The sequence below is a fragment of the Arthrobacter sp. Leaf234 genome (genome assembly GCF_001422665.1).
GTDB lineage: Bacteria > Actinomycetota > Actinomycetes > Actinomycetales > Micrococcaceae > Arthrobacter_D.
Genome location: NZ_LMLU01000005.1, coordinates 646,139 through 672,170 on the forward strand (window position 1 = coordinate 646,139; position 26,032 = coordinate 672,170).

At 71.0% G+C, this 26,032-nt stretch carries 23 protein-coding genes; 14 read left to right on the forward strand and 9 right to left on the reverse strand.

Going from position 1 to position 26,032, the window contains the following annotated elements:
• Nucleotides 1–49: 49 nt before the first annotated feature.
• Nucleotides 50–1,870, forward strand: coding sequence for a GTPase (locus tag ASF21_RS17160; protein ID WP_414826627.1), 1,821 nt, complete (start codon nucleotides 50–52; stop codon nucleotides 1,868–1,870).
• A gap of 85 nt (nucleotides 1,871–1,955) precedes the next feature.
• On the opposite strand, the gene ASF21_RS10700 is transcribed toward ASF21_RS17160, so the two are convergent.
• The 3 genes from ASF21_RS10700 to ASF21_RS10710 form a co-directional block, all read right to left on the reverse strand.
• Nucleotides 1,956–2,597: an MBL fold metallo-hydrolase gene (locus tag ASF21_RS10700; RefSeq protein WP_055770565.1), complete on the reverse strand. Its 642-nt coding sequence runs from the start codon at nucleotides 2,595–2,597 to the stop codon at nucleotides 1,956–1,958.
• A gap of 142 nt (nucleotides 2,598–2,739) precedes the next feature.
• Nucleotides 2,740–3,432: a DUF1697 domain-containing protein gene (locus ASF21_RS10705; RefSeq protein WP_055770567.1), complete on the reverse strand. Its 693-nt coding sequence runs from the start codon at nucleotides 3,430–3,432 to the stop codon at nucleotides 2,740–2,742.
• 1 nt (nucleotide 3,433) lies between these two features.
• The gene (locus ASF21_RS10710) at nucleotides 3,434–4,153 is read right to left on the reverse strand and encodes an IclR family transcriptional regulator (protein WP_055770569.1); all 720 of its coding nucleotides are present in this window, start codon (nucleotides 4,151–4,153) and stop codon (nucleotides 3,434–3,436) included.
• 158 nt (nucleotides 4,154–4,311) lie between these two features.
• Here ASF21_RS10710 and leuC point away from each other — a divergent pair, with 158 nt between their 5' ends.
• The 6 genes from leuC to ASF21_RS10740 all read left to right on the forward strand — a co-directional run bounded on the left by leuC (nucleotide 4,312) and on the right by ASF21_RS10740 (nucleotide 11,023).
• A complete protein-coding gene (leuC, locus tag ASF21_RS10715; protein ID WP_055770572.1) occupies nucleotides 4,312–5,784 on the forward strand; it encodes a 3-isopropylmalate dehydratase large subunit in 1,473 nt (490 codons plus the stop codon).
• A gap of 10 nt (nucleotides 5,785–5,794) precedes the next feature.
• Nucleotides 5,795–6,394: a 3-isopropylmalate dehydratase small subunit gene (gene leuD / locus ASF21_RS10720; protein ID WP_055770574.1), complete on the forward strand. Its 600-nt coding sequence runs from the start codon at nucleotides 5,795–5,797 to the stop codon at nucleotides 6,392–6,394.
• Between the two features lie 256 nt (nucleotides 6,395–6,650).
• Nucleotides 6,651–8,000 (forward strand): UDP-N-acetylglucosamine 1-carboxyvinyltransferase, encoded by a 1,350-nt coding sequence (murA, locus tag ASF21_RS10725; protein ID WP_055770578.1) that lies wholly within the window; start codon nucleotides 6,651–6,653, stop codon nucleotides 7,998–8,000.
• Between the two features lie 13 nt (nucleotides 8,001–8,013).
• Entirely contained in the window at nucleotides 8,014–8,808 is a 795-nt protein-coding gene (locus ASF21_RS10730; protein ID WP_055770581.1) for a lysophospholipid acyltransferase family protein, read from the forward strand.
• A gap of 74 nt (nucleotides 8,809–8,882) precedes the next feature.
• Nucleotides 8,883–9,890 (forward strand): NAD(P)H-dependent glycerol-3-phosphate dehydrogenase, encoded by a 1,008-nt coding sequence (locus tag ASF21_RS10735; protein WP_235498918.1) that lies wholly within the window; start codon nucleotides 8,883–8,885, stop codon nucleotides 9,888–9,890.
• On the forward strand, nucleotides 9,887–11,023 hold the full coding sequence (locus tag ASF21_RS10740; protein ID WP_055770587.1) for a D-alanine--D-alanine ligase family protein: 1,137 nt from the start codon (nucleotides 9,887–9,889) through the stop codon (nucleotides 11,021–11,023). Before ASF21_RS10735 ends, ASF21_RS10740 begins: the two co-directional genes overlap by 4 nt.
• Before the next feature lie 45 nt (nucleotides 11,024–11,068).
• On the opposite strand, the gene ASF21_RS10745 is transcribed toward ASF21_RS10740, so the two are convergent.
• On the reverse strand, nucleotides 11,069–12,184 hold the full coding sequence (locus ASF21_RS10745) for a YeiH family protein (RefSeq protein WP_055770590.1): 1,116 nt from the start codon (nucleotides 12,182–12,184) through the stop codon (nucleotides 11,069–11,071).
• 70 nt (nucleotides 12,185–12,254) lie between these two features.
• Entirely contained in the window at nucleotides 12,255–15,815 is a 3,561-nt protein-coding gene (locus ASF21_RS10750) for a bifunctional proline dehydrogenase/L-glutamate gamma-semialdehyde dehydrogenase (RefSeq protein ID WP_082471447.1), read from the reverse strand.
• Nucleotides 15,816–15,980: 165 nt separating this feature from the next.
• On the opposite strand from ASF21_RS10750, the gene ASF21_RS10755 reads away from it, so the two are divergent.
• Both ASF21_RS10755 and ribA read left to right on the forward strand, forming a co-directional pair.
• Nucleotides 15,981–16,901, forward strand: coding sequence for a LysR substrate-binding domain-containing protein (locus tag ASF21_RS10755; protein WP_055770593.1), 921 nt, complete (start codon nucleotides 15,981–15,983; stop codon nucleotides 16,899–16,901).
• A 72-nt stretch (nucleotides 16,902–16,973) separates the two neighbouring features.
• The gene (gene ribA, locus ASF21_RS10760; protein WP_055770596.1) at nucleotides 16,974–18,383 is read left to right on the forward strand and encodes a GTP cyclohydrolase II; all 1,410 of its coding nucleotides are present in this window, start codon (nucleotides 16,974–16,976) and stop codon (nucleotides 18,381–18,383) included.
• Between the two features lie 96 nt (nucleotides 18,384–18,479).
• Here ribA and ASF21_RS10765 read toward each other — a convergent pair whose 3' ends face one another.
• A complete protein-coding gene (locus ASF21_RS10765; protein ID WP_157365852.1) occupies nucleotides 18,480–18,710 on the reverse strand; it encodes a DUF3072 domain-containing protein in 231 nt (76 codons plus the stop codon).
• A gap of 74 nt (nucleotides 18,711–18,784) precedes the next feature.
• Here ASF21_RS10765 and ASF21_RS10770 point away from each other — a divergent pair, with 74 nt between their 5' ends.
• The gene (locus tag ASF21_RS10770) at nucleotides 18,785–19,231 is read left to right on the forward strand and encodes an SRPBCC family protein (protein ID WP_055770602.1); all 447 of its coding nucleotides are present in this window, start codon (nucleotides 18,785–18,787) and stop codon (nucleotides 19,229–19,231) included.
• A gap of 163 nt (nucleotides 19,232–19,394) precedes the next feature.
• Here ASF21_RS10770 and ASF21_RS16870 read toward each other — a convergent pair whose 3' ends face one another.
• A complete protein-coding gene (locus ASF21_RS16870) occupies nucleotides 19,395–19,817 on the reverse strand; it encodes a hypothetical protein (RefSeq protein ID WP_157365853.1) in 423 nt (140 codons plus the stop codon).
• 275 nt (nucleotides 19,818–20,092) lie between these two features.
• Here ASF21_RS16870 and ASF21_RS10785 point away from each other — a divergent pair, with 275 nt between their 5' ends.
• Nucleotides 20,093–20,932: an SDR family oxidoreductase gene (locus tag ASF21_RS10785; protein ID WP_235498818.1), complete on the forward strand. Its 840-nt coding sequence runs from the start codon at nucleotides 20,093–20,095 to the stop codon at nucleotides 20,930–20,932.
• Nucleotides 20,933–21,086: 154 nt separating this feature from the next.
• Here ASF21_RS10785 and ASF21_RS10790 read toward each other — a convergent pair whose 3' ends face one another.
• Nucleotides 21,087–21,944 carry an SMP-30/gluconolactonase/LRE family protein gene (locus ASF21_RS10790; RefSeq protein WP_055770611.1) on the reverse strand — a complete coding sequence of 286 codons (858 nt, stop codon included), beginning with the start codon at nucleotides 21,942–21,944 and terminating at the stop codon, nucleotides 21,087–21,089.
• Between the two features lie 42 nt (nucleotides 21,945–21,986).
• Nucleotides 21,987–22,475: a DUF3515 family protein gene (locus ASF21_RS10795; protein ID WP_055770615.1), complete on the reverse strand. Its 489-nt coding sequence runs from the start codon at nucleotides 22,473–22,475 to the stop codon at nucleotides 21,987–21,989.
• Nucleotides 22,476–22,725: 250 nt separating this feature from the next.
• On the opposite strand from ASF21_RS10795, the gene ASF21_RS16875 reads away from it, so the two are divergent.
• The 3 genes from ASF21_RS16875 to ASF21_RS10810 are packed head-to-tail and all read left to right on the forward strand — an operon-like array spanning nucleotide 22,726 to nucleotide 25,967.
• The gene (locus tag ASF21_RS16875) at nucleotides 22,726–23,505 is read left to right on the forward strand and encodes a hypothetical protein (RefSeq protein ID WP_055770619.1); all 780 of its coding nucleotides are present in this window, start codon (nucleotides 22,726–22,728) and stop codon (nucleotides 23,503–23,505) included.
• A gap of 41 nt (nucleotides 23,506–23,546) precedes the next feature.
• Nucleotides 23,547–24,545 carry a dTDP-glucose 4,6-dehydratase gene (gene rfbB, locus ASF21_RS10805; protein WP_055770877.1) on the forward strand — a complete coding sequence of 333 codons (999 nt, stop codon included), beginning with the start codon at nucleotides 23,547–23,549 and terminating at the stop codon, nucleotides 24,543–24,545.
• 3 nt (nucleotides 24,546–24,548) lie between these two features.
• Entirely contained in the window at nucleotides 24,549–25,967 is a 1,419-nt protein-coding gene (locus ASF21_RS10810) for a sugar nucleotide-binding protein (protein WP_055770622.1), read from the forward strand.
• Nucleotides 25,968–26,032: the final 65 nt, after the last annotated feature.

The following is a 26,032-nucleotide window of genomic DNA, read 5'->3' on the forward strand; positions in this document are numbered from 1 at the left end:
CGGTCTGGACCGATTGCCGGAGGACCACCTCCAGCGGCTCTCCGTCGCCCTGGACCGGGCCGGCGTGCGCCGCTCGCTGTCCGCCGACCACACCGTCGTCGGGGTGTTCGGTCCGACCGGCAGCGGGAAGTCCTCCCTGGTGAACGCGCTGAGCGGCACGGCTGCGGCCCGCGTGGCCGCCCGTCGCCCGACGACGTCGGAACCCCTGGCCCTCGTCTGGGGGCGGCACGGGAGCGACGAACTGCTCGACTGGCTCGATGTGCGGCAGCGGGTGGAACTACCCGAAGGGACGCCGCTGGTCCCGGGGGCCGCGATCGACGACGGGCACGACGACGTCGGGGCCGGCGCTGCTGTCCGCAACCACGGCGACCGCGATCAGCCCTCCTCCGATGCAGGTACCCGTGCGACCGGTGGCGCGGGCAGTGGCGCGCGCGCGATCGGGACGAAGGCGGCACGACGGGATTCCGGCGGCGCGGATGGTGCCCCCCGCAGGGGCTTCCTGCGCCGGCTGCGGCGCCGTCCGGCTGCGCCGTCGACCGTCCACACGGCGCCACCGGCGCCACCTGCCGAGCCGTCGGACAGCATTCCGGGGCTGATCCTGCTCGATCTGCCGGACTTCGATTCCACAGCCCTCGCGCACCGAGGAGTCGTGGCCCGCCTGACCGGGCAGGTGGACGTCCTGCTGTGGGTCGTGGATCCGCAGAAGTACGCGGACGCCGCCCTGCACCACGACTTCCTCCGCGACCTCGCCACCCATGAGGCGGTGACCCTGGTGGCGCTCAACCAGGTGGACCGCCTCGAGCCGGAGGACGTCGGGGCCGTCACCGCGTCCCTCTCGGCCATCCTCGCCGGCGAGGGGCTGCGGAATGTCGTGGTGGTGCCGGTCTCGGCCAGGACAGGGCTCGGCATCGATGTCCTGGCGGACCAGATCCGTGCGCTCGCGGAGACCCGCGCCGCAGCGACACGCAGGATGGCCGCCGATGCCGCCCGATCCGCCGCCGAGCTCGTGCCCTTCGCCCCCGATCAGCCGATCCGGCCGCCGTCGGAGGCAGCGCGGGAGGCACTGGGCGACGAACTCGGAACGGCAGCCGGCGTGCAGGTCGTGGTGGACGCCGTGCGCAGCTCCTATCGCCGTGACGCCCACGCCATTGCCGGCTGGCCCGTGACCCGCTGGATCGCCGGGCTACGCCCCGATCCGCTGCGCCGCCTGAACCTCCGGTCCCGCGACCTCGCACCCGAGCTGCGGACGTCCTCGCTGCCGTTCGCGCAGCCGGCACAGCGCGCGCGCGTCGACCACGCACTGCGGGTCTTCGGGGATGCAGCGGCGGGGGACGCCGTCGAGCCGTGGCGTACGTCCATCCGCGATGCGGCCCGCGGCACCGCGGACCACGTCACCGACGACCTCGATTCTGCCGTCACCGGTACGGACCTGGAGACCGGCCGGCGAGCCTGGTGGAGCGTCTTCGGGGTCCTCCAGTGGGTGGCCTTCGCGGCCCTCGTCGCCGGCCTGGCCTGGCTCGGGGTGCTCGCCGTCCTGGGGTTCCTCCAGCTGCCCGCCATCGACGTCCCGCGCGTCGAGGGCTTCCCCGTCCCCACCCTGCTCATCCTCGGGGGACTCGCCGCGGGACTCCTGCTCGCGGTCCTGGCCGCACTCCTGGCGCGCTGGGGTGCAGCCCGGCGCGCCTCCCGCGTGCGCCGGCGACTCCTCGCAGCCTGTTCACGCGTGGCCGACGACGTGGTGCTGCTCCCCGTCGCCGGGGAGGTGCAGCGGTGCAACGCCTTCGGTTCCGCCGTGCGGGCCGCTTTGTCCGGCGCTGAGAACCGGCGCTGGGGACAGCGGGTGGGGTCGGCCGGTGGGGTCGGCCGGTGAGGACGCCCGGTGAGGACGACCAGTGAGGACGACCAGTGGAACCGGCCGGTCGGGACGCGCGCAGAAGACCAGCGCGCCCCCGGTATCAGGAGGACGCGGTGCGGGCGATCGGGCTGTGGCCGGAGCAGACCCACTCGACCGACCTCGTGCGGATCCGTTCGGCGAGGAGCTGCACGGTGCGGGCGGCGACCGCCCGGTCGTTGATCAGCGGGGCGTAGAAGTCGCGGAGCGTGCCGTCCGCTCCGACCAGTGCAGCATCGCCGGTGAACAGGATCCCACGCCACTGGTAGGCGTAGTGGCCGGGTGTGTGACCCGGCGCCGGCAGGTACTCCAGGCCCGAGAAGATCTCGCCGGAGCCGTCGAGCTCCCGGGCACCCTCCGGGAGTGTCACGCGGGCGATCCTCTGCAGGAGCTTCCGGAACAGGGTCTTCGGCGCCAGCCGTCCGCGGAGCACGTCGGCGTCCGCCGCACCGATCCACACGGTCGCTCCGAGGGCCGCCTGGAGCTTGGCGGCCACCTGTGCGTGGTCGACGTCGTAGTGGGTCAGGACGATATCGGTGATGCGGCCCGTCATCTCCTCGTTGGCGCGCAGCTCCGCGAGGACGCCGTCGAACCCTGACGTCATCCCCGGGTCGATGACGGCAGCGCGTCCCGCACCTGCGACGACGAAACCGTGCGACCCCTTCTGGTGTTCGAGGCGGTAGCAATCCTGGGCGATGAGGCGCATGTCTGTCCTTCTGCTGGTTCTCCGGGGTTGGCGCGGGCGGAGGGATCCGCGCGCCGGCTCGTACATCCGGACGCCGCTCGGCCCTCCGGCGACAGGTCCCATTGTGCCGCTCCTCGTCGACCCGGTGCGTCCTGGCGTCCCGTCACGCGTCGAGCAGCCGGAGGACCCTGTGCACGGTGTTGATGTTGCGGGTGGTCGAGACGGCGGCGTAGCGGGACCGCGCCAGGATCCTGGCGAGGGGGACGTCGGTGGAGCTGCCCTTCGGTGAGCACCAGGTGACCGCGGGAGCGCCCTCGAGGAGGACGGGGCGGTCGGCGAGATCGCGCGCCTCCGCGAGGAGTGCGTCGCGCTCGGCAGGGTCGGTGAAGAAGGTCACGTACGTGTGCTGATCGGGAGTCGCGGCACGAGCCGTCCGATCGCCTCCGGGGTCGGCGGCCCCCACCGGCACGGATGCCGCCAGGGTCACCAGGTCGCCGTGCTCGACGACGACGACCCACGCCTCGTACGCGAAGCGGCGGCGCAGGGCGTCCTGGACGGCCGTCCTCAACGCCTGCGGGTCGAGATCCGAGGTACAGGTGGCATTGCCGCTCGCGAGGACCGTCGCAACGTCCCGGAGCGGCAACCCGGCGAGGAGTTCCCGCAGATCCGCCATCCGCAGGGTGATCCCGCCGACATTGACGCCCCGCAGGAAGACGGCGTAACGGTGGGACGGCGCCGTCCCACCCGGGAGGTCCGTCCCGGAAGCCGGCGCCGTGCCGTCGCTCCCGAGGCCGGGGGCCGGCAGAGGAGGGGCCGTGTCCTGCCGCGGGGAGTCCGCTGGTGTCTCGGCGGCCATGTCAGTCGGAGGCCTTGCCCACGGCCAGGGTGAGTTGCCGGGCGGCATCGGAGACGACTTCCGCATGGATCCGGCCGGGCTGCCGCGTCAGCCGTTCCATGGGTCCCGAGATCGAGACGGCGGCGATGACCCGGCCGGAGGGTCCCCTGACCGGCGCGGACACCGAGGCGACTCCGGCCTCCCGCTCGCCGAGGCTCTGTGCCCAGCCCCGGCGTCGGACCCCGGCCAGGACCGTCGGCGTGAAGCGGGCGTTCTGCAGGCCCTTGAGGAGGCGGTCGTGGTCCTCCCAGGCCAACAGGCACTGGGCCGCCGACCCGGCGCGCATGGACAGCTGTGTGCCGACGGGGATGGTGTCCCGCAGGCCCACCGGCCGCTCGGCGGAGGCGACGCAGACGCGCCAGTCGCCCTGCCGCCGGAAGAGCTGCGCGCTCTCCCCGGTCGCGTCGCGGAGACCCAGCAGCACCGGCCCCGCGGCGGCGATCAGGCGGTCCTCACCGGCTGCCGACGCCAGCTCGACGAGCCTGCTGCCGAGGACGAAGCGGCCCTGCATGTCACGGCCCACGAGCCGGTGGTGGGTGAGGGCCAGCGCGAGACGGTGGACCGTCGGCCGTGCGAGGCCCGTCGAGGACACCAGCTGGGCGAGCGTCGTGGGTCCGGCTTCGAGGGCGTCGAGTACGAGCGCGGCCTTGTCGATGACGCCGACGCCGCTAGAATTGTCCATAGGATGATATTGCCGTCTCATTATCTGAGACGCAAGCCGTCCGGCTGGCCCTGACCCGCCGGCGCTGGTTGAGTGGGTGGCACCGGGGCCCCCTTGCGACCAACACGTTCGGGGAACAGCCCGGGGAGACATCGAGGAACAGAGTGAGGACGACCGTCATGGGCAAGACACTGGCAGAGAAGGTCTGGGACGCGCACGTGGTCCGCAAGGGTGACGTGGTCGGCGCCGAGGCCCAGCCCGACCTCCTCTACATCGACCTGCACCTCGTGCACGAGGTGACCTCCCCGCAGGCCTTCGAGGGTCTCCGCCTCGCCGGGCGACCGCTGCGACGTCCAGACCTGACGATCGCCACCGAGGACCACAACACGCCGACGATCGACATCGACAAGCCGATCGCCGATCTCACGAGCCGCACCCAGATCGACACCCTGCGGGCCAACTGCCGCGAGTTCGGCGTCCGCCTGCACTCGCTGGGCGACGCCGAGCAGGGCATCGTCCATGTGGTGGGTCCGCAGCTCGGCCTGACCCAGCCGGGCCTCACCGTCGTCTGCGGTGATTCGCACACCTCCACGCACGGGGCCTTCGGTGCCCTCGCCATGGGTATCGGCACCTCGGAGGTGGAGCACGTCATGGCCACCCAGACGCTGTCCCTGAAGCCGTTCCGGACGATGGGCATCACGGTCGAGGGGACGCTGAAGCCGGGTGTCACCTCGAAGGACATCATTCTCGCGGTCATCGCGAAGATCGGCACGGGCGGCGGCCAGGGCTACGTGCTCGAGTACCGCGGCTCCGCCATCCGGTCGCTGTCCATGGAAGCGCGCATGACCATCTGCAACATGTCCATCGAGGCGGGAGCCCGTGCCGGGATGGTGGCGCCGGACGAAACCACCTTCGACTACCTGAAGGGGCGGCCGCACGCACCGCAGGGCGCGGACTGGGACGCCGCCGTCGCCGACTGGCGAGAACTGCGCACGGACGACGACGCCGTCTTCGACGCCGAGGTGTTCCTCGACGCGAACGATCTCGAGCCCTTCGTCACGTGGGGCACCAACCCGGGTCAGGGCGTCTCGCTCTCGCAGTCCGTCCCGGCACCGGAGGACTTCGCCGACGAGAACGACAGGGCCGCCTGCAGCAGGGCCCTGGAGTACATGGCCCTGGAGCCCGGAACGGCCATGAAGGACATCCGCGTGGACACCGTCTTCCTCGGCTCCTGCACCAACAGCCGGATCGAGGATCTCCGGATCGCTGCTGACATCATCCGGGGACGCGAGAAGGATCCTGCGATCCGGATGATGGTGGTGCCGGGTTCGGCCCGCGTCCGCCTGCAGGCGGAGGCCGAGGGGCTGGACCGCGTCTTCAAGGACTTCGGCGCAGAATGGCGCTTCGCCGGGTGCTCGATGTGCCTGGGGATGAACCCCGACCAGCTCGCCTCGGGGGAGCGTTGCGCCTCGACCTCGAACCGCAACTTCGAAGGACGCCAGGGCAAGGGTGGGCGCACGCACCTCGTTTCGCCCGTCGTCGCCGCTGCGACGGCCGTCCGAGGCACCCTGAGTTCGCCGTCGGACCTCGGCCCGCTACCCGGCGGCACCGGTGTCCACGTCACGACCCCGTCCTCCGTCCCTGCTGCCTAGGAGCCGTTCCATGGAGAAGATCACCACGCACACCGGGATCGGCGTGCCGCTGCGCCAGAGCAACATCGACACCGACCAGATCATCCCCGCGGTCTACCTCAAGCGGATCACCCGCACCGGATTCGAGGATGCGCTCTTCGCCGAGTGGCGCAAGGACAGGGAGTTCATCCTGAACCGCGAGCCGTACACGCGCGGCTCGGTGCTCGTCGCCGGCCCGGACTTCGGCACCGGGTCCTCCCGCGAGCACGCCGTCTGGGCGCTGAAGGACTACGGGTTCCGTGCCGTGCTCTCCTCCCGGTTCGCGGACATCTTCCGGGGCAACTCGGGCAAGCAGGGGCTCGTCGCGGCGCAGGTTGCCCAGGACGACATCGAACTCATCTGGAAGGTGCTGGAGAACGAACCGGGCACCACGGTGACCGTGGACCTCCAGGCCCGCACCGTCCAGTGCGGCGCGGTCAGCGCACCCTTCCAGCTCGACGACTACACGCGCTGGCGGCTCCTCGAGGGCCTCGACGACATCGGGCTCACCCTGCGGCAGGAGGAACACATCACGTCCTTCGAGGCCCGGCGCCCCGCCCACAAGCCCCTGACGCTGCCCGCGCGCTCCTGAGCGGCGCGTCCCGCCCGGCGGCAGCGGCTGCGGCGTGGGTCGCTGCGCCGGCTCGGACTGTCGGCCCGGGGTGTCGGGCACGTCACGGGTCGCCGACCGGCGGACAGGAATGACGACGCACCCTCACCGGTTGCTCTCACCGAACAGGGAGTGCACCAAGTACCCTTGTATTTCTGTCTGCTCCGTGGTGCTCCTATGCTTGTAACGGGCATTTTCGAGTCCGCGGGGGTTCAACGTATGAAGAAACTAGGTATCCATGGGTAGCGTTCTGACCATTCGCGGCGGCATTCCGTTGAGGGGCAAGGTATCCGTTCGCGGTGCGAAGAACCTCGTCCCGAAGGCCATGGTCGCCTCTCTCCTCGGCAACACGCCGTCGGTCCTTCGGAACGTGCCGGAGATCAAGGACGTCGACGTCGTCACCAGCCTCCTGCAGCTGCACGGTGTGAAGGTGACCAAGGATCCCGTGACCGGGGACCTCACCATGGACCCCAGCGACGCGAAGATGGCCCGCTCCAAGGACATCGACGCCCACGCCGGTGACTCGCGCATCCCCATCCTCTTCTGCGGTCCACTGATGCACAGCATCGGTGAGGCGTTCATCCCCGATCTCGGCGGCTGCAAGATCGGTGACCGCCCCATCGACTACCACCTCGAGGTGCTCCGCAACTTCGGCGCCGTCGTCGACAAGCGTCCCGGTGGCATCTCCATCTCCGCTCCCAAGGGCCTCCACGGCGCGAAGCTGACGCTCCCGTACCCCAGCGTCGGCGCGACGGAGCAGGTGCTCCTCACCGCGATCCGCGCCGACGGCATCACCGAGCTCTCCGGTGCCGCCGTCGAGCCCGAGATCATGGACCTCATCGCCGTCCTGCAGAAGATGGGCGCGATCATCACGGTGCAGACGGACCGCGTGATCCGCATCGAAGGCGTCAAGGAGCTCACCGGCTACAACCACAAGGCCATCTCGGACCGCAACGAGACCGCGTCCTGGGCGTCCGCCGCCCTCGTGACGCAGGGCGACATCTATGTCGAGGGCGCCCGTCAGCTTGACCTCACGGCCTTCCTCAACACCTACCGGAAGATCGGCGGCGCGTTCGACGTCGACGACGACGGCATCCGCTTCTACCACCCGGGCGGTCCGCTCTCGCCGCTGGTCCTCGAGACCGATGTGCACCCCGGCTTCATGACCGACTGGCAGCAGCCCCTCGTCGTCGCGCTGACCCAGGCGGCGGGAGTGTCGATCGTGCACGAGACCGTGTACGAGAACCGCTTCGGCTTCACGGAGGCCCTCATCCGGATGGGCGCGAACATCCAGGTGCACCGCGAATGCCTCGGCAGCGTGCCGTGCCGGTTCGGGCAGCGCAACTTCCTCCACTCCGCCGTCATCTCCGGACCCACCCAGCTCCGCGGGGCCGACATCGACATCCCCGACCTGCGGGGCGGCTTCAGCCACCTCATCGCCGCGCTCGCGGCCGACGGCGTCTCCCGGGTCACCGGGATCGAGCTGATCAACCGCGGGTACGAGCGCTTCCAGGACAAGCTCGAGGGCCTCGGCGCCGACTTCGACATCACGGAGGATGCCCCGGCTGACGCCGTGGCAGTCTCCTAGGCGGTTCGGGCACATGGGGGAACCACGGGGTTCGCGCGCCATGTTCACCTTCCTCGCCTCCTGGGTGAGGCCGGTCATGAACGCCATGATGGCCAAGGAGTGGCGGGGCCAGGAGCGGCTCCCCCGGGGGACCGGCATGATCGTCTGCCCGAACCACGTGACCGAGATCGATCCGATCGTGGTGGGCCACTTCCTGTACAACCAGGGTGTCATGCCGCACTTCATGGCGAAGGCGTCGCTCTTCTCCGTGCCCGTGATCGGGTCCATCCTGCGCGTCATCCGCCAGGTGCCGGTGGAGCGCAGCTCCGCCGGGGCCAACCGATCGCTGGAGGCCGCGCGCGAGGTGCTCGCGGACAACGGCGGCATCATCATCTACCCCGAGGGCACGCTGACCCGGGACCCCGACCTGTGGCCGATGAAGGGGCGGACGGGTGCGGCGCGGCTCGCCCTGCAGACCGGGGCGCCCGTCGTGCCGATCGCCCAGTGGGGGGCCCACGAGGTCTTCCCCCGCTACGCCAGGCGCTTCCACCTGGTCCCACGCAAGCGTGCCCGCGTCCTGGTCGGTGAACCCGTGGACCTCAGCGAGTTCCGAGGTGCCCCGCTGACCCGCACCACCCTCGACGCCGCGACGGAGCGCATCCTCGATGCGATCACGGAGCTGCTCGCCGAGCTGCGCGGTGAATTGGCGCCCACGGAGCGCTGGGATCCGGCCGCGAAGCAGCAGACGTCGACCGGCCGTGATATCGGTGCGACGGGCGGGAACGCCGGGGATCCGCCGTCCGCCGAAGAGTCGGGAGCTGCATCGTGAGCGATTCGGAGACCGGCGCGCCCGGCACTGCCCACCACGCCGTCGCGGTACGCCCCGACGGTGCCCCCCGGAAGATCGCCGTCCTCGGCTCCGGGAGCTGGGGGACCACCTTCGCGAAGGTGCTGGCCGATGCGGCTCCGGACACCGACGTCGTGCTGTGGTCCAGACGCCCGGAGGTGGCGGAGGAGATCTCCGTGCACCACCGCAACTCGCGGTACCTCGGGGACACCCGGCTCCCGGGCAACGTCTCCGCCTCGGCGGAGATCGACGCCGTCCTCGTGGACAGCGACCTTGTGGTCCTCGCCGTCCCCGCGCAGACGCTGCGCGCCCAGCTGCCCGCCTGGCGGCCCCTCATCCCGTCCCACGCCGTCGTCGTATCCCTCATGAAGGGCCTCGAGGTCGGTACGGACGCGCGCATGAGCGAGGTGATCGCCGAGGAGCTCGCGCTGCCGGCCGAACGGATCGCCGTGCTGTCCGGGCCGAACCTGGCCATGGAGATCGCCCGGGAGGAGCCGACGGCGTCGGTCGTCGCGTGCCCCGACCACGACACGGCGACCTGGATCGCCGCCGCGTGCACGGCCTCCTACTTCCGCCCGTACACCTCAACGGACGTGATCGGGGTGGAGATCGGCGGCATCGTCAAGAACGTGATCGCGCTGGCGGTCGGCATCTGCGAGGGCCGCCGCATGGGTGACAACACCAAGGCCTCCGTCATCACGCGCGGCCTCGCCGAGACCACGCGCCTCGCCGTCGCCCTGGGCGGGCGCCCCGAGACCATGGCCGGACTGGCGGGCATGGGCGACCTCATCGCCACGTGCTCCTCCGCCCTCTCGCGCAACCACACCGCCGGGCACCTGCTCGGCCAGGGCCTGACCCTCGACCAGGTGACGGTGCGCATGAACCAGACCGCGGAGGGCATCAAGTCGGCGCATGCCGTCCTCGACTCCGCGACGAAGCTCGGTGTCGACATGCCCATCACGGCGAGCGTGGTGGCCGTGCTGCAGGGACGCCTCTCCGTCAACGACCTCGGGCCGCGGCTGCTGGCCCGCAACCTCAAGCCGGAAGGCGATCACGCACCGTGACCACCGAGACTCCAGCCCCGTCCAAGCCCCGCGTCCTCGTCCTGTTCGGCGGCCGGTCGAGCGAGCACGCCGTCAGCTGCGTGACCGCGGCGGGTGTCCTCGAGGCGATCGACCGCTCCCGCTACGACGTCATCCCCGTGGGCATCGCGAAGAGCGGCCAGTGGTCGCTCGTCTCGGCCGATCCTGCGGCCTGGTCGCTTCGTTCCGATGTCCTGCCCGAGGTGACAGCGACCGCGCAGGCCGTGGTGATGGGTACCGCCGACGGTGGTGCGGGACAGGAACTCCTCGTGGCCGCGCCCGGGTCCGTGCCCGAGAGCCTCGGCGGAGTGGACGTGGTGCTGCCCCTGCTCCACGGCCCGTTCGGCGAGGACGGCACCCTGCAGGGCCTGCTCGAGATGGCGGACATGCGGTACGTCGGCGCAGGGGTGCTGGCCTCCGCGGTCGGCATGGACAAGCACTTCATGAAGGTGGTGTTCGCCGCCGCGGGCCTCGAGGTGGGTCCCTACGCCGTGGTCTCGGACCGGCAGTGGCGCACCGCCCCCGACGACTCCTGCGAGCGGGCCGCAGCCCTCGGCTTCCCCCTGTTCGTCAAGCCGGCGCGTGCGGGCTCCTCGATGGGCATCAGCCGGGTCGAGGACGCCGGCGGGCTCCGCGCCGCGATCGAGAAGGCGCGGGCCTTCGATCCCAAGGTGGTGATCGAGGCCGGTATCGAGGGCCGCGAGATCGAGGTCGCCGTGCTGCAGGGCCGGGGCCTCGACGGCCCCCGGACGTCCCTGCCCGGCGAGATCGCGATGCAGCCGGGCGATCACGCGTGGTACGACTTCGAGGCAAAGTACGTGGACGGTGCAGCCGCGGAACTGTCCTGTCCGGCTGATCTCCCGGGCGACATCATCGATCGCGTCCGGGTCCTCGCCGGGGAGGCGTTCGACGCGATCGGCGGCGAGGGGCTCTCACGCGTTGACTTCTTCTACACGCCGGACGGTCGGCTGGTCATCAACGAGATCAACACCATGCCGGGCTTCACGCCGATCAGCATGTATCCGCAGATGTGGGCGAAATCGGGTCTCGGCTACACCGAGCTCATCGACGAACTGATCGGGCTGGCGCTGGAGCGGAGCACCGGGCTGCGCTGACGTCGCGGTGCACGCTGCGCCGACGTCGCGGTGAAGGGTCGGCCCTCAGGTGAGGACGACGACGCCCAGGAGTGACAGCCCCGCCAGCAGGGTGGTCGCCGCGGCACCCACGGCGGCGAAGCGCCCGCCGGTGCGCAGCAGTCTCCGCAGGTCGATGCCCGCCCCCAGGCCGAACATGCCCGCAGCGAGCAGGATGGTCGTGACGGTCCGGCCGATGTCCAGGGCGGGCTGCGGGAGGACCCCGAGCGATCGCAGGACCACCATCGCGAGGAAACCGACGACGAAGAGCGGAACCACGGGTGTGGAGCGACGGGCCGCGCCCGTGTCCGAGGAACCCGCCACCATCCTCCCGCCGGTCGTCGGACCGGGCGTCGAGGCGTTCGGCCACACGGTACCGGCCTCGGTCGTCGCGGCGTGCAGGCCTGCGGAGGAGCGACGTCGCTCACCGATGCTGGCGATGGCGGCCACCGGCGCGAGCATGAGGACGCGACCGAGCTTCACCACCGTGGCCGACGCCAGCGCCACGGTGCCCGCCGTGCTCGCCACCGCGACGACCTGCGCGACCTCGTGGACGGCCAGCCCGGACCAGACCCCGAAGCGGGTCGCATCGAGGCCGATCGCGGCGTTCGCCAGGGGCAGGACGATGATCATGAGGGAGCCGTAGAGGGTCACCATCGCGACGGCGGAGGCCACCTCGTCGTCGTCCGCCTCGACGATGCCCTGCATCCCGGCGACGGCCGACGCTCCGCAGATCGAGAAGCCGGCCGCCATGAGCAGGGATCCGGAGCGGCTCAGTCCGAAGCGCCGCCCCAGCCAGAGGGTTCCGTAGAAGCTGAGGACGACGCACGCGACGATCAGCAGGATGACCTGCGGCCCGAGCGCGAGGATGTCGGGCAGAGCCAGCTGGAGTCCGAGCAGCACCACGCCCGCGCGCAGGAGCCGCTTGGTCCCTCCGCCGATCCCCGGGCGCAGGGAGGCCGTGTACAGCCCGGAGTTCCCGAGGAGGATCCCGAGGAGCAGCGCGATGACGAGGGCCCCGAGGAGCGTCTGGAGGGATGCTAGGAACAGCGTGATGGCAACGCCGCCCGCCATGACGAGGAGACCCGGGACCCACGCCCGACGCCGTGGATCCCGGGGTGGGGTGCTGCTGGCATCTCCCACGGGGCAGATCCTTCCGGCCGCCCTGGACGGGCTCGAGTAGTGTCGGACCGATTCTGCCAGAGGCGGTGGGCTACACCGACCGCTCCCGGTGGGACGGGATGATTCCCTCCGTCAGCGCGTTCGGCGTACCGAAGCGGTGAGCGGTGATGCTGATCGCCTGTTCCTGCAGGAACGGCAGGAGTTCCACGCGCCCCGACTCCGTCACCGGCTGTGCGTAGACCGCGAGGTCCGGGCGTCCGCCCGTCGCGGCGGCGAGCTCGGACGCGCCGGCTCCGATGAGTCGGACGCGGCGTGCCGCCGAGGTCGACGTAGTGGCGAGCCAGGCCGCATCGTCCTCCGTCGTGAGGCTCTCGGCCTGCGCGGCGACGACGGGGCCGAGCGCCGCAGGCAGCTCGACGGCGCTCGAGACGGAGACCGGGGCGCCGGCGGCGCGGGCGGCCAGCAGCACGCGGACGAGATCGGAGACCGGCGCACCTTCCGCGAGCCGGACGGTGACCGGGTGGGCGACGTACCTGAAGAGGTTGCGCTCGGCCGAGAGCGCGGAGACGTCCCGCACGGCACCGAACTCGCCGGTCCACGCCTCGGCGTCCGACGCCGCCGAGCGCGCCAGCCGGGCGAGGTCCGCCTCCGGCAGTCCCGCGGACCGGGCCGCCGTGAGCAGGGGAGCGGCGCCGGCCAGCGGCGCGGCGTCGGCGGTGGACTCCCTGGCCGACCAGGAGCCGAGACCCGCGAGGTAGTTGGGGCCTCCGGCCTTCGTCCCTGCGCCGACCGCCGACTTCTTCCACCCGCCGAACGGCTGTCGCTGCACGATCGCGCCGGTGATCCCGCGGTTGACGTACAGGTTCCCGGCCTGGACATCGGCCAGCCAGATGGCGATCTCCTTGCTGTCGAGGGAGTGGATGCCCGAGGTGAGGCCGTAGTCGATGTCGTTCTGCAGCGCGATGGCCTCCTCGAGGGTGGCGGCCGTCATGATGCCGAGGATCGGCCCGAAGTACTCCGTGAGGTGGTAGGTGGACCCGCGCTTCACGCCGTCACGGACGCCGGGGCTCCAGAGCCGACCGCCGGCATCGAGCTTCTGCGGTTCGATCAGCCAGGACTCACCCTCGCCGAGGGTCGTCAGCCCGTCGAGGAGCTTGCCCGCGGCCGGTTCGATGACGGGCCCCATCTGCGTGGTGGGGTCCTCGGGGTAGCCCACGGTGAGGGAGGCGACGGCGTCCAGCAGCTGATTGCGGAAGCGGTGCGATGTGGCGGCGCTTCCCACGAGGATCACGAGCGACGCCGCCGAGCACTTCTGCCCTGCGTGCCCGAAGGCCGACTGCGCCACGTCCTTCGCCGCGAGGTCGAGGTCGGCACTCGGCGTCACGATCACCGCGTTCTTGCCCGACGTCTCGGCGAGTAGCGGCAGGTCCGTCCGGAAGGAGCGGAAGAGTTCCGCGGTCTCGTATCCACCGGTGAGGATCACCCGGTCCACGCGCGGGTCGGCGATGAGCCGGCGGCCGAGCTCGTTCTCCTCGAGCTGCACGAGGCGCAGGACCTCGCGCGGCACACCGGCCGCCCAGAGGGCGTCCACCATGACCGAACCGGAGCGGCGGGCCTGGGAGGCGGGCTTGATGATGACCGCCGAGCCGGCGGCGAGGGCGGCGAGGGTGGAGCCGGCCGGGATCGCGACGGGGAAGTTCCACGGCGGGGTGACGACGGTGAGCCGTACCGGGGAGAAGGCGGCACCGTCGACGTCGTCGAGGTCGCGGGCACGCTCCGCGTAGTAGTGGGCGAAGTCGACGGCCTCGGAGATCTCCGGGTCGGCCTGGTCCAGCGTCTTGCCGGTCTCGGCGGCCATGACCTCCATGAGCTCGGCACGCCGGGCCTCGAGGGCGTCGCCGGCCCGGTGCAGGATCACGGCCCGCTCGGCACCGGTCAGGGAGCCCCATTCACCCGACGCCGCGACGGCACCGGCGACGGCGTCCTCGAGGTCCTCGGCGCGGGTGAGCGTCGTCGCTGCCACGAGGTCGTTCCCGAGCTGCGAGGTGGGGACGCGATCCAGGATGGCCCGGCCCCAGGCGCGGTTTGCGGGGAGCGAGGGATCGGTGTCCGGGGTGTTCACGAAGCCGGTGCCCGGGTGGGCAGGCTCGGGACGGGTGCGATCCTGCCGGCGGTTCGGCGCCGGAACGGTGTCGTCGAGATCGCCCAGCGAGGCGAGGAACCGGTTCTTCTCGCGCTCGAACAGGGCCTCGTTCTCGGTGAGCTCGAAGACGGCGGACATGAAGTTGTCCTGGCTCGCGCCCTCCTCCAGACGGCGGATCAGGTAGGCGATGGCGACGTCGAACTCGCTCGGGTGCACCACGGGTGTGTAGAGCAGGAGGGAGCCCACATCGCGCTTGACCGCCTCGGCCTGCCCCTGGGCCATGCCGAGGAGCATCTCGAACTCGATCCCGTGCCGCACGCCCCGGTCGCCGGCGAGGAGCCAGGCGAAGGCGAGGTCGAAGAGGTTGTGGCCGGCCACGCCGATCCGGACGTTCTCCACCCGGCCGGGCTGCAGTGCGTAGTTGAGGACGCGCTTGTAGTGGGTGTCGGACTGCTGCTTGGAGCCCCAGGTGGCGAGCGGCCAGTCGTGCAGCGAGGCTTCCACGGTCTCCATGGGCAGGTTCGCGCCCTTGACGACGCGCACCTTGATGCCCGCTCCACCGCGCGCCCGCCGGGCGGCGGACCACTCCTGGAGGCGGATCATCGCTGCGAGCGAATCCGGCAGGTAGGCCTGCAGCACGATCCCGGCTTCCAGGTCGAGGAACTCGGGACGGTCCAGGATCTTGGTGAAGACCGCGATCGTCAGGTCGAGGTCTTTGTACTCCTCCATGTCGAGGTTGATGAACTTCCTCGACCCGGACCGTGCGGCCAGGGTGTAGAGGGGCGTCAGCTTCTCGGCCACGTGCTCCAAGGCCTCCTCGAACGCCCACGCGGGGTGCGGAGCCACGGTGGAGGACACCTTGATGGACACGTAGTCGACATCCGGGCGCTCGAGCAGGCGGACGGTCCCCTCGAGGCGGCGCTCGGCCTCACGGTCGCCCAGCACGGCCTCACCGAGGAGGTTGACGTTCAGGCGGACCCCCTCGCGCCGGATCTTCGCGATCGAGCGGCCGAGCTTCGCCTCCGAGGCGTCGATGATGAGGTGTCCCACCATCTCGCGCAGCACGCGCCGCGCGATCGGGATGACCACCTGGGGGAGGACGGGGGCGACGCCGGCGCCGATCTTCACGGCGGCGCGCATGTACCAGGGGAGGAAGCCGGGCACCATGGGCGCGATGGCGCCGAGGTTGCGCGCCGCGACCGAGAGGTCCTCCGGACGGATGACGCCGTCCACGAAGCCGACCGTGAAGGCCAGTCCGTTCGGATCCTTCAGGACGCCTGCCAGTTGCTGTGCGGAGGCGTCCACGGGCACCTTCGACGCCTCGGTAAGCCAGCGCCGCACGAGCGCGACGGATTCCTCGGGCAGCGTCGCCGGGATCTCGGTGGTCCCGCCGGGCACGGCGAGGAAGCGGGTGGGGCCGCCGTCGTTCACCGGGTGGGTGTCGACGGACGGGTCGGGGGTGGCCGCTGTGGCGGCGAAGCCCTCGCGGGGCGGGATCTGGGTTGTCATGGCAACGGCTCTCGGTCGGTCGGCTCACGCCGGGCACAGGATGAAGCAGCTACTTCACGTCCCAGTATCGACCGGCCGTAGGATGGGGAAAAGCGATGAATACCGAAGGGTATTCGTCAGCGGAACCGAAGAACCGGGACCGCGGGAACGACCCCTGGAGGCACGGTGCTGGACCTGCGGAGACTGCGCCTGCTCAGGGAGCTCAAGATCCGCGGCACGCTCGCCGACGTCGCCGCGGCCCTCAGCTACAGCCCGTCCTCCGTGTCGCAGCAACTGGCCCTGCTGGAGAAGGAAGTGGGCGTCGAACTCCTGCGGAAGACCGGACGGCGCGTGGTCCTGACGCCGCAGGCCGAGGTGCTCGTCGCGCACACGGCGGAACTGCTCGAAACCCTGGAGCGGGCCGAGGCCGACCTCGCGGCGTCGCTGACCACGGTCTCGGGGACCGTGCGGGTCGCCGTGTTCCAGTCCGCGGCGCTCGCGCTGATGCCCGACGCCCTGACGGCCATGAACCGGGACTACCCCGAGGTCCGGGTGGAGATGGTGCAGCGCGAACCGGAGAGGGCGCTGTACGAGACCTTCGCCCGCGACTTCGATCTCGTCATCGCCGAGCAGTACCCCGGGCACGCCGCCCCGCGCCATGCGGAACTGGACCACGTACCGCTCACCCAGGACGCGATCCGCCTCGCCGTCCCGCGGGCAGGGGAACGCGCCGTCACGGCCATCACCACGGTGGCGGATGCCGCGGACGCGGCCTGGGTGATGGAACCGAGGGGTGCCGCGTCCCGCCACTGGGCGGAGCAGGCATGCCGCCGTGCCGGGTTCGAACCGGACGTGCGCTACGAGACCGCCGATCTCCAGGCCCAGATCCGGCTCATCGAGTCCGGCAACGCCGTCGCGCTCATGCCGGATCTCGTGTGGACCGGGCGGAGCGTCCCCGTCCGGCTCCTCGACCTCGACGAGGACCCGCGGCGATCCATCTTCACCTCGGCACGCCGGGCCGGCGCGCGCAGACCCGCCGTGCTCGCCCTCCGCGACGTCCTCGGACGAGCCGCGGCCGGCGTGCGGCGGCCCGCGCAGGAGCAATAAACCGTCCGCCGATCCCGTTCAAAGCATGACGCACGTTTTCGCCCTGTTCCGCACCGCTCCTAAGGTTGTTGCATGCCCGCCCAGCCCGTCCGCTCCTTCCCGTCCGCGTTCCCGTCCGGGTCCCCGTCCGTCCCCGCCAGCGTGGAGCGGGTCGCGGAGACCGTGCTGCCCACGCGGCACGGGACCTTCCGGCTGGTCGGGTACCGCGACGGCGGCGGGACGGAGCACGTGGTGCTCGCTCAGGGGATCGACGACGACGCGACCGACATGTCCGCGGCGCCGCCGCTCGTGCGGGTCCACAGCGAGTGCCTGACCGGGGATGCCCTCGGATCATGGCGCTGCGACTGCGGGGAGCAGCTCGACGCTGCGCTCGCGGAGATCGCCCGCGAGGGTCGTGGCGCCGTGGTGTACGTCCGTGGACACGAGGGTCGCGGGATCGGCCTGCTCGCGAAGCTCAAGGCGTACGCACTCCAGGACCAGGGGATCGACACCGTGGATGCGAACACCGCGCTCGGTCTGCCGGTCGACGCGCGCCGGTACGACCAGGCCGCCGAGATCCTGCAGGACCTCGGGATCAGGGCCGTGCGCCTCCTCTCCGGGAATCCCGCCAAGGAGGAGGCCCTGGCGGACCTGGGGATCCGTGTCGTCGAGCGGCGGGGGCTCGTGGTGTCCGAGCGCTCGGAGAACGCACGCTACCTGGCGACGAAGCGGGCCCGGATGCGCCATGACGCCGCGCCGGTCGCCGACGCCTGGGACCTGCTGCTGGACGGCATCGTGCCCGCTGCACCGCCGCCCGGTGAGGCCGAGGAGCTGGCCCACCGCTACGGCTACGTGGCCGGTGCCACCGGGCAGCTCGTCATCGGGCAGCTGCGGCAGAGCCTCGACGGGTTCATCGCCTCGCGGACGGGTGACGCCGGGCTGCACGAGGACCGGGGCGATCACGGCCACCTGCAGCGCCTGCGGGCTCTCGTGGACGCCGTCGTGGTCGGGGCGTCGACCGTCCTCGCGGAGGACTGCTCGCTCGCTGTCGAGGACGTCTCCGGCACGAGCCCCGTGCGCGTGGTGCTCGACGCCGGCGCGAAGGTCGGTGTGCAGGCACGCGTCCTCGCCGACGACGGCGTCCCGACCCTGTGGATCACGGGATTCGGAGCGGTGGTCCCGACGGGCCTGCCCGCGTCCGTCGAGGTGGTCCGGCTCGCGGAGGACGATTTCGCTCCCCGGCGCGTCCTCGACATCCTGCAGGCGCGGGGGCTGCGGAAGGTGCTGATCGAGGGGGGCGGGAAGACGGTGTCCCGTTTCCTCGACGCCGGGCTGCTCGACAGGCTCTACCTCACCACCGCGCCCGTCCTCGTGGGCGACGGCGTGCCGGGCATCCGGTTCAGCGGCTCGGATGCCCTCGACGAGGCCCGCAGCGCCCCCGTGCGGCGCTTCGTGTTCGGACAGGACATCTGCACGGAGTTCAACTTCGCCGCGGTGCGCTGACGAGGGTGACGGACGCCGGACGAACGAATCCCACGGCGCCGCGGCTGGAAGCCGCTGCACCGTGGGACCCGATCGGTACCGAGGCGTGCCGGGAGATCAGGATCCCTCGTCGAGCCTCTTGCTCTTGCCCTGGAGCCTGTCGATGTGCTCGGACGCCTCGGCCTTGTTGATGTCTGCGGGGATCTCCTCGCCGGCCTCGCGGGCGAGGGTGTCGAGGTAGCTGCGCTGAGCCGCGGTCATGGGCTCGTCGCCGGTGACCCAGTCGGAGGGATCGCGCTCGAAACCGCCGTCGGGCTCGGAGGTCGGGCTTCCCAGTGTGTCTGCCATGTGTGTTCCTCTTCGTCGTGGGGCGTGAGCCATCAGTCTACTTACCGTCACCGACACCCTTGTAGGGTGGTGCCATGATCACCGTCAGAGGATCCATCAGCACCGTCCTTCCTCCCGAGCGGGCCTTCGCCTTCCTCTCCGAGTTCGAGAACACGAGCACCTGGGATCCCGGGACTCCCGTCGTCGGGAAGCGGTCCGACGGACCGGCTGCCGTGGGGCACCGCTACCACGCCGAGGCCGAGTTCCGTGGCAAGCGCCGGCCGATCGAGTACGAGATCATCGAGCTGCGGCCCGGGCACATCCGGTTGCGCGGGGAGAATAAGACTCTCGTCGCCTCCGATGCGATGGACGTGGTCCCCTCGACGTCCATCCCGGGCGGCAGCGATGTCACCTACACCGCGGAATTCGACCTGAAGGGGATGCTGAAGATCGCACAGCCCCTCCTTCGGCCGGCGTTCGACGCGCTGCGTGATCCGGCGTTGAACGGGATGAAGGGGAAGCTCGACAGCCTGGCCGGCTAGCGCGGTTCCGGGCCCACGTCGGCGATCCACCGCCCGACGGGTGGGGGCTCCTGTGGTCCGTCCGGCCGGCGGATCGCCGGGACGCGTCTGCGCACCTGGCGCTCGGAGTGCGCTGCCAGCCGCATCCGTCCGCTGGTGTACCGCACCCCACCGCGCGCCCTGCTCAGGACGGCGAGCCAGCTGTACATGGACCGCTCCGCGAGCCACAGCGGTGCCCACAGCGCAGCAGCGGGTGGATGCACCGCCCGCCCACTCCGCCGTCGCCGGCCCAGCTCCGCAGGGCGGCGACGCCGCAGGCCAGCCCGGCGAGCTGCAATCCGTCGGGACGGATGAGGACCAGCGCGGGCAGGACGCCGAGTTCCGCCAGAAGGCGCGCCGGCTGCGCCACGCTGTCATAGGCCTGCCGCACGGGCTGCCGCAGGACGTGCTGCGCGGTATAGAGAAGACGACGCACGAAGAGATCGTCCGCCCGGGCCTCCCTCCCACTGGCAGCACGGATGGTCCGGACCAGTTCGAGGTTCTCGAACAGGGCGTCGGTACTGTACCCACCGGGCGCGACGCCGGAAGGACGCGTCGGCGGATCCATCGACCACCGTGACGTCGACCCACCGCATCAGCCGGGACAGGTAGCGGGCCAGCTCATCGGGGGGCCCCGTCGGTCCACCTCAGCGGCAGGATGTACTCGGCCGGCTGGTGCATGGCTGCTGCGGGTCCTCCTGCGCAACGGGTTCCCGGACCTGATATCCGCTTCTCCTCAACTACTAAGGCTGCTTATGGTGAGGGGGCAAGGAACGTGCGCTACCGGTCTCCGATGGACAGGGAGTGCCCGCGGGAGAAACCCAGCAGACACCAGGAGGAACAGTGAGCCAGTCAGTGCAGCAGCAGGACCCACCCGGAACCACCGATGCGATGCAGCCCGCGCCCGATCACGGCGAACAGTCCTATCGCGGCTCGGGCCGCCTCGCCGGCAAGAAGGCGGTCATCACCGGCGGTGACAGCGGCATCGGTCGCGCGGTCGCCATCGCGTATGCGAGGGAGGGCGCGGACGTCCTCATCAGCTATCTGGACGAGGACGACGACGCCCGCGAGACCGCGCGCTGGGTCGAGGAGGCAGGCAGGACCGCTGTCCTCTTCCCCGGCGATCTGGCCGATCCGGCGACGTGCAGGGGCGTGATCGACACGGCGGTGCAGGAGTTCGGGCGCGTGGACATCCTCGTCAGCAACGCCGCCTTCCAGATGACGCACGAGAGCATCGAGGAGATTCCGGACGAGGAGTGGGACCGCACCCTGGCCATCAACCTCAGCGCGTTCTTCCACCTGACGAAGGCGGTCCTCCCGCACATGGGCCCGGGCGGCGCGATCATCGGGTCCAGTTCGGTGAACTCGGACAACCCCGTCCCCACCCTCATGCCCTATTCGGCCACCAAGGCCGGCATCGCGAACATGACGGCCGCCATGGCGCAGCTCCTCGCCGAGCGCGGCATCCGCGCTAATTCGGTGGCGCCCGGACCGATCTGGACACCGCTCATCCCGGCGACGATGCCCGAGGACCAGGTGGAGAGCTTCGGGCAGCAGGTTCCGATGCGGCGCGCAGGCCAGCCGGCGGAGCTCGCCCCGGTGTACGTGCTGCTGGCCTCGGACGAAGCGAGCTACGTCTCCGGTGCACGCATCGCCGTGACGGGCGGACAACCCATCCTGTAGCGTCCGTCCGCGCCGTCCGGGACGCACCCATCCACAGCCGGAGCGGACACGAACATGTGGGGGACAAGCCTCCCTCGGACGCATAACAGTGGTCGTCCGCGGGAGGCTGTCCTCCCCACGCATCATCGCTCCGGAGGCGGATCGGACCGGGGACTCAGCCCCGGAACATCGGCAGCGGTGCTCCTGCCACACCGGGCGTCACCGCGAAGAGGGCGCCCGCCAGTGGCTCCGACCCGGCCGGGATGTTCTCCTGCGTGGTCGTGATGAACAGCGTCGAGAGGTCCGCTCCTCCGAAGGCGCACGCCGTCACGTTGGTGACGGGCAGGGGGATGTGCTCCGACAACCTGCCCGACGCATCGAAGCGCGCCACGGCGCCCCCGCCGTACAGCGCGGTCCAGACACCGCCCTCCGCGTCGATCGCCATGCCGTCCGGCATCCCCAGCGCGGGCTCGACGACGGCGAAGGTGCGGCGGTCCGTGAAGCTCCCCGCCTCGACGTCGTACCCGAGCGCGTCGATCCGGCCCGTCGGGGTGTCGCTGAAGAAGGCGGTGCCGCCGTCGGGGGAGAAGTGCAGGCCGTTGGACACCGTGATCCCGGTGAGCAGCGTCGAGACCGAGTGGTCGCCGTCCAGCGAGTACAGCGTGCCGGCGCCGAAGCCGCCCTCCCAGCCCATCGAGCCGCAGAGGAACCTGCCGGCCGTGTCGCAGCCGCCGTCGTTCATGCGGACGGCGGGGTCGTCGAAGGCCTCCGGCCCCTGCTCCAGGTCGGAGAGCGACTCGTCCGCGAACACGAAACCACGCTCCACGCCGATGACGTAGCCGCCCGAAGCGCGGCCGCGGATCACGCCGGCCAGGCGGGGATGCACGTCGTGCCGGTCGATGCTGCCGTCCTCGTGGCGCAGGAGGACGTCGCCCTCCATCATGTCGACGAGGAGCAGTTCTCCCCGCCGCGGATCCCAGTAGGGTCCCTCGCCGTGGAAGGTGCAGACATCGGAGATCTGTTCGGCTTTCACTGTGCCTCCTGGCGGTTCGCGGCTGGTGCGGTCGGTCCGGCGTCAGCCGCCGGTGGGTACGGGGGTGGCCTCGGACAGTCCCACGCAGGCCCGGGTCTGCTCGACGCGCGAGACGGCGTCGCCCAGCTCCACGAGGACCGTGCTGGAGGCCACCTCCTCCGGATCGAACAGGACCTCGACGGCGGGATCCCGCCCGTAGGTGGTCGCGGTCCACGCAGGATCGCCCTCTCGGACCACCCAGTCGACGTCGTTCACGGTCACGCAGGGATCGGTGGTCGGCCCGGGGACGACGACGCCGCAGCGCAGCACCACCCGGGACGGATCGCCCCAGGCCGACGTCGCCTGGCTGTTCGTGTCCCGCTGCTCGTTCTCGGCGACCAGCGGCGGCAGGGCGATCATCACGTCCGCGCAGTCGGCATTCGCGGCGTCCGCCGCGGGGTCGACGTCGACGACGGACGTGCAGCCGGGCAGCACGACCAGCAGGGTCGCGGCGGCGGCCAGGAGGGCCACGGCACGGGGGAGAGCACGCATGGAGCCAGCCTAGTGCGTGCCCCCGGCCTTCCCGCGCCGCGCGGTCGGCGCTTCATCGGCTTGCGGCCGCAGCCTCCGATTCGATCCCCGGCCCCCGCCCGCTGCGACACGCGGCCGCCGCCGGACCCGGCCGACCGCGCCGACGAGCCGACCGCCAGTAGGATTCGAGAGCCGCAGCGCTCAGGCTGACGGTCCCACGCGTGACCGGTGCGCTTCCCCAGCATCCCGGCGCAGATCGAGCCGAGGACGAATGACAGCGCCCTACCCCCCTGACCCCCGTACCACCGTCCGTCCGCGGGTCGCCGCCGCGTGTGCACTCCTCGTCGTGGCCGCGGCGGTCGCGGTGGCCGTCCCGTCCGCGCCGGCCGTCGCCGTCGCGCCCCGTCCTGCGGTCGTCGCCCAGCAGCAGCCCGACGTCGTCGAGCAGCCGCGACCGAACGTCGTCGAGCAGCCGCAGCCGGACGCGACGTTCGGCGAACCCGCACCGCCCGTGCCGGATCCCACCGCCACGGCGGGGATCGACCCCGCGACGGGATTCGCGATCAACGCCCGGACAGGCTTCCTCGTGCATCCGGGGACCGGCCACCTGATCGAACCCGACACCGGGTACCTGCTCTTCGCGGACACGCTGATCTACACCAACGAGCGGTACGACGCCGCAACCGACCAGGTGGTACCGATCGAGGACGAGGGGCCCGTGCCGTCGCCGACCGCCGCGCAACCCACGGCGACGGCCACCCCGAGTGCGACGGCCACCGCCTCCGTGACAGCAGCCCCGCCGTCGTCCGCGCCCCCTGCCGTCGTCCCGCCTGCGACCCTGCCCTCCGCCACCCCGGAAGCGACGGTCACCGCGACGCCGCGGACGACCACCTCGCCGACCCCTTCGCCCAGCGGCAGCACGGTGGCGGTCGAGGAGGAGCGCACCTCCTCGCTCGCTCCCGCGGTCTGGATCGGCGCGGGTCTCGTCGCCGCCGTCGTAGCCGTCGTGGTGGTCGTCGCCCTCCGCAGGAGGGGCCGCCACCAGTCGTGAGTGACGCGACGGGAGGGCGCGCCCCGGGTACAGTGCAGGACGTGAAGAATCTCCTGGTGACCGGCGGAGCCGGCTTTATAGGGTCCAATTTCGTGCACTACCTGATGGAGCAGACGGACGTCTCCGTCACGGTCCTCGACAAGATGACGTACGCGGGCAACCACGCCTCCCTCGAGGGACTGCCCGCCGACCGCTTCGAACTCGTGGTCGGTGACATCGCCGATGCCGCCGTCGTCGATCCGCTGATGCAGCGCGCCGACGCCGTGGTGCACTACGCCGCGGAGTCGCACAATGACAACTCCCTGCACGACCCGCGGCCCTTCCTGGACACCAACATCATCGGGACCTACACCCTGCTCGAGGCCGCCCGCCGCCACGGCACGCGCTTCCACCACATCAGCACCGACGAGGTCTACGGCGATCTGGACCTCGACGATCCCGTACGGTTCACCGAGGAGACGCCCTACAACCCGTCGAGTCCCTACTCGTCGACGAAGGCCGGCTCCGACCTCCTCGTGCGGGCGTGGGCCCGGTCCTTCGGCGTCGAGGCGACCATCAGCAACTGTTCGAACAACTACGGCCCCTACCAGCACGTCGAGAAGTTCATCCCGCGCCAGATCACCAACGTCATCGACGGTGTCCGGCCCAAGCTCTACGGTGAGGGGCTGAACGTCCGCGACTGGATCCACGCGAACGACCACTCCTCCGCTGTGTGGACCATCCTCGACAAGGGCGAGATCGGCCAGACCTACCTGATCGGTGCCGACGGGGAGCGGAACAACAAGGACGTCGTCGAACTCGTCCTCACCGAGATGGGACAGCCTGCCGAGGCCTACGACCACGTGGTGGACCGGGCGGGCCATGACCTGCGGTACGCGATCGACTCCACCAAGCTCCGGACCGAGCTCGGCTGGGCGCCGGAGTTCCACCACTTCGAGCAGGGCCTGCGCGACACCATCGCCTGGTACCGCGACAACGAGGCCTGGTGGCGGCCGCAGAAGGCCGTGACCGAGTCCAAGTACGTCGAACTGGGGCAGTAGACCGTGGGCCCCACCTTCTCGAAGCCCCTCGGCTCGCGCGGGACGCCCATCCCCGGCGTCGTGCTCTTCGACCTCCCGGTCCACGGTGACAACCGCGGCTGGTTCAAGGAGAACTGGCAGCGGGCCAAGATGACGGCCGCCGGCCTCGCCGACTTCGGACCCGTGCAGAACAACATCTCCTTCAACGAGTCCGCCGGCACGACCCGCGGCATCCATGCCGAACCCTGGGACAAGTTCATCTCGGTGGCGACAGGGCGCGTCTTCGGTGCCTGGGTGGACCTGCGCGAGGGACCCTCGTTCGGTGCGGTCTTCACGGCCGAACTGGACCCCTCCACCGCCATCTTCATCCCCCGCGGCGTGGGCAATGCCTTCCAGACCCTCGAGGACGGCACGGCCTACACCTACCTCGTCAACGACCACTGGTCGGCCGACGCGCAGGACCAGTACGTGTTCCTCAATCTCGCGGACGAGACGGCGGCGATCGACTGGCCCATCCCGCTCGCGGACGCCGAGCTGTCCGACAAGGACCGGAAGCACCCCCGGCTCGCCGACGTCACACCGCTCGCGCCGCGCCGCACGCTCGTCGTCGGCGCCGACGGACAGCTGGGACGGGCGCTGCGCACGGCCCTCGACGGGCACCCGTCGGTGGAGTTCGCCGGCCGCGCCGAGCTGGACCTGCTCGGCGGCGGGCTCGACGACGCCCGAGCGTGGACGGGCTACGACACCATCATCAATGCGGCGGCCTACACCGCCGTCGATACCGCGGAGACCCCGGAGGGCCGCGCGGCGGCCTGGGCGGTCAACGTCTCGGGGGTCGCGGCCCTGGCGCGCGTGGCCACCGCGCACCGCATCACCCTCGTGCAGGTCTCCAGCGACTACGTCTTCGACGGATCGCGGGAACTGTATGACGAGGACGAGGCCTTCAGTCCCCTCGGTGTCTACGGGCAGACCAAGGCCGCAGGTGACGCGATCGTCGCGACCGTGCCGCGCCACTACATCGTGCGCACCAGCTGGGTCATCGGTGAAGGCGGGAACTTCGTGCGCACCATGGCGAGCCTCGCGGGCCGCGGCATCTCGCCGAGCGTGGTGGACGACCAGATCGGCCGCCTCACGTTCACCGAGGACATCGCCGGGGCCATCCTGCACCTTGTCGGCACCGGCGCACCGTACGGCACCTACAACGTCACGAACGACGGCGACGCACAGAGCTGGGCGGAGATCGCTGCGGAGGTGTTCGCCCTCTCCGGCCGGGAGCGGGAGGACGTCACGGGCGTCAGCACGGAGGAGTACTTCGCGGGCAAGGAGGCGGCCCCGCGCCCGCTGCAGAGCACACTCGACCTGGCGAAGCTCAAGGCGGCGGGCTTCACGCCGGCGCTGGCGGCAGACCGCCTCGCCGCCTATGTCCGAGCGCTCGTCCCCTAGGGGTTCCCGGTTCGGCTGGGCGGCCCTCCCGGGTGGGCCCCGTATCATTGGTCCGAATCCGACCC

What these genes read in the sequence shown, in the direction of transcription:
- leuD (WP_055770574.1), top strand. Translation starts at nt 5,795, where the DNA reads ATGGAGAAGATCACCACGCACACCGGGATCGGCGTGCCGCTGCGCCAG.
- ASF21_RS16870 (WP_157365853.1), bottom strand. Translation starts at nt 19,817, where the DNA reads ATGGATCCGCCGACGCGTCCTTCCGGCGTCGCGCCCGGTGGGTACAGT.
- ASF21_RS10730 (WP_055770581.1), top strand. Translation starts at nt 8,014, where the DNA reads ATGGGGGAACCACGGGGTTCGCGCGCCATGTTCACCTTCCTCGCCTCC.
- ASF21_RS10765 (WP_157365852.1), bottom strand. Translation starts at nt 18,710, where the DNA reads ATGGCAGACACACTGGGAAGCCCGACCTCCGAGCCCGACGGCGGTTTC.
- leuC (WP_055770572.1), top strand. Translation starts at nt 4,312, where the DNA reads ATGGGCAAGACACTGGCAGAGAAGGTCTGGGACGCGCACGTGGTCCGC.
- ASF21_RS10750 (WP_082471447.1), bottom strand. Translation starts at nt 15,815, where the DNA reads ATGACAACCCAGATCCCGCCCCGCGAGGGCTTCGCCGCCACAGCGGCC.
- ASF21_RS16875 (WP_055770619.1), top strand. Translation starts at nt 22,726, where the DNA reads ATGACAGCGCCCTACCCCCCTGACCCCCGTACCACCGTCCGTCCGCGG.
- ASF21_RS10710 (WP_055770569.1), bottom strand. Translation starts at nt 4,153, where the DNA reads ATGGACAATTCTAGCGGCGTCGGCGTCATCGACAAGGCCGCGCTCGTA.
- ASF21_RS10795 (WP_055770615.1), bottom strand. Translation starts at nt 22,475, where the DNA reads ATGCGTGCTCTCCCCCGTGCCGTGGCCCTCCTGGCCGCCGCCGCGACC.
- ASF21_RS10705 (WP_055770567.1), bottom strand. Translation starts at nt 3,432, where the DNA reads ATGGCCGCCGAGACACCAGCGGACTCCCCGCGGCAGGACACGGCCCCT.
- ASF21_RS10700 (WP_055770565.1), bottom strand. Translation starts at nt 2,597, where the DNA reads ATGCGCCTCATCGCCCAGGATTGCTACCGCCTCGAACACCAGAAGGGG.
- ribA (WP_055770596.1), top strand. Translation starts at nt 16,974, where the DNA reads ATGCCCGCCCAGCCCGTCCGCTCCTTCCCGTCCGCGTTCCCGTCCGGG.
- ASF21_RS10770 (WP_055770602.1), top strand. Translation starts at nt 18,785, where the DNA reads ATGATCACCGTCAGAGGATCCATCAGCACCGTCCTTCCTCCCGAGCGG.
- murA (WP_055770578.1), top strand. Translation starts at nt 6,651, where the DNA reads ATGGGTAGCGTTCTGACCATTCGCGGCGGCATTCCGTTGAGGGGCAAG.